General features: G+C 64.1%; 1 pseudogene. It reads right to left on the bottom strand.

Features of this window, described 5'->3' with window-relative positions:
* Window positions 1-1,254 (bottom strand): annotated as a pseudogene (locus BN1119_RS20700) (retention module-containing protein); the annotation flags it as partial.

The following is a 1,254-nucleotide window of genomic DNA, read 5'->3' as shown; positions in this document are numbered from 1 at the left end:
GCCCCAGGGTCACGGTCAGGATGGTCTTGCCGCCCGCATCCAGCAGGGTGATGACATTGCCGTTGACCTGATAGCTGGTCGGCTTGCCGCCGCTGGTGAGATTATCCAGGGCGGGCTGGCTTGCCTCGAAGTTGAGCGACACCAGGCGATCGCTGCCCACATTGACCGGCAACTGGCCATCCAGGGTCTGGCCAGAGGCCCCTTCCTGCAGGCTGATGCCGCTGTCGATGCCGAGGTTAGGATCGGCGGCATCGGTCACATGAATAACGGTGTCGCCTTTGCTGACGGTGCCATCGCTGTCGGTCACCTGCATGCCGACACTGATATCCAGCCTGTCGTTCGCACCGTGATCCAGGTTGGTGTGGGTCACCACCTGATAATCGAAATCCACCTTGGAGTGCGCCGCGATGCTACCGGGCACATTGGGCAGGGTCACACTCAGCACCAGGGTGCCGCTGGCGGTGACCGCCTGGAAGCCGTGGCCATTGCTGCCAGGCACCTCCTGCCAGGTGAGGGGCTCGCCGTTATGGGTGACGGGATTGCCGTTGATGTCCATGACCTGACCGGAGAGGACCAGGCGCACATCGACGATGGGATCCGAATAGGCCTGCACCGTCACCTTGCCCGTGATGAGCTGATCGTCGGCGGTCGCGCCACTGGCGGCGCCATCGAAGCGCCCCTCGCTCAGGGTCACGCTGTCGATGGTCACCCCGTTGACGATCGGCCTGACGCCCTCGCTGATGGTGATGTCCAGGGTGCCCGTGGTGCTGTCGTTGCTGCCACCCCCCTTGTCGCTGTCGATAATATCGAGCTTGAGGGGCAGACTCGTCTTGCCGTCACCGCCGCTCTGGTGCACCCCCTGATAGAGGGTCACCTTGTAGTCGAACGCGTTGCTGGCGGCGTTGTCGAGCTTGCCGCTGATCTCCACCTGCAGCACCTCGACCCGCACCCCGTTCACATCCACATAACCCTTGAGGATCTGGTTGCCCGGGATGGCGGGATCCCCGTCCACCAGTTCGTATTTCACCTGCTGACCCAGGGCCATCAGGGGGGGCTGGGAGGCCGGATCGGCGAACGAGACCTGGCTCACCCGGTCCGACCCCGCCTCCAGGGTAAAGTGTCCCGTTTCCGTCAGGCTGTTGCTGCCATCGAGGTGGCTCTCGCTCAAGTCCACCCCGCTGCCCGCCACGAAGCCCGGCGCATTGCCGTCCTTGATGGTGAGCGGCAAGTCGGTGGAGACCCTGTCCCCGTCCT

The sequence above is a fragment of the Aeromonas bivalvium genome, assembly GCF_000819765.1.
GTDB classification, from domain to species: domain Bacteria; phylum Pseudomonadota; class Gammaproteobacteria; order Enterobacterales; family Aeromonadaceae; genus Aeromonas; species Aeromonas bivalvium.
This window is presented reverse-complemented; position numbering and strand designations above follow the sequence as displayed.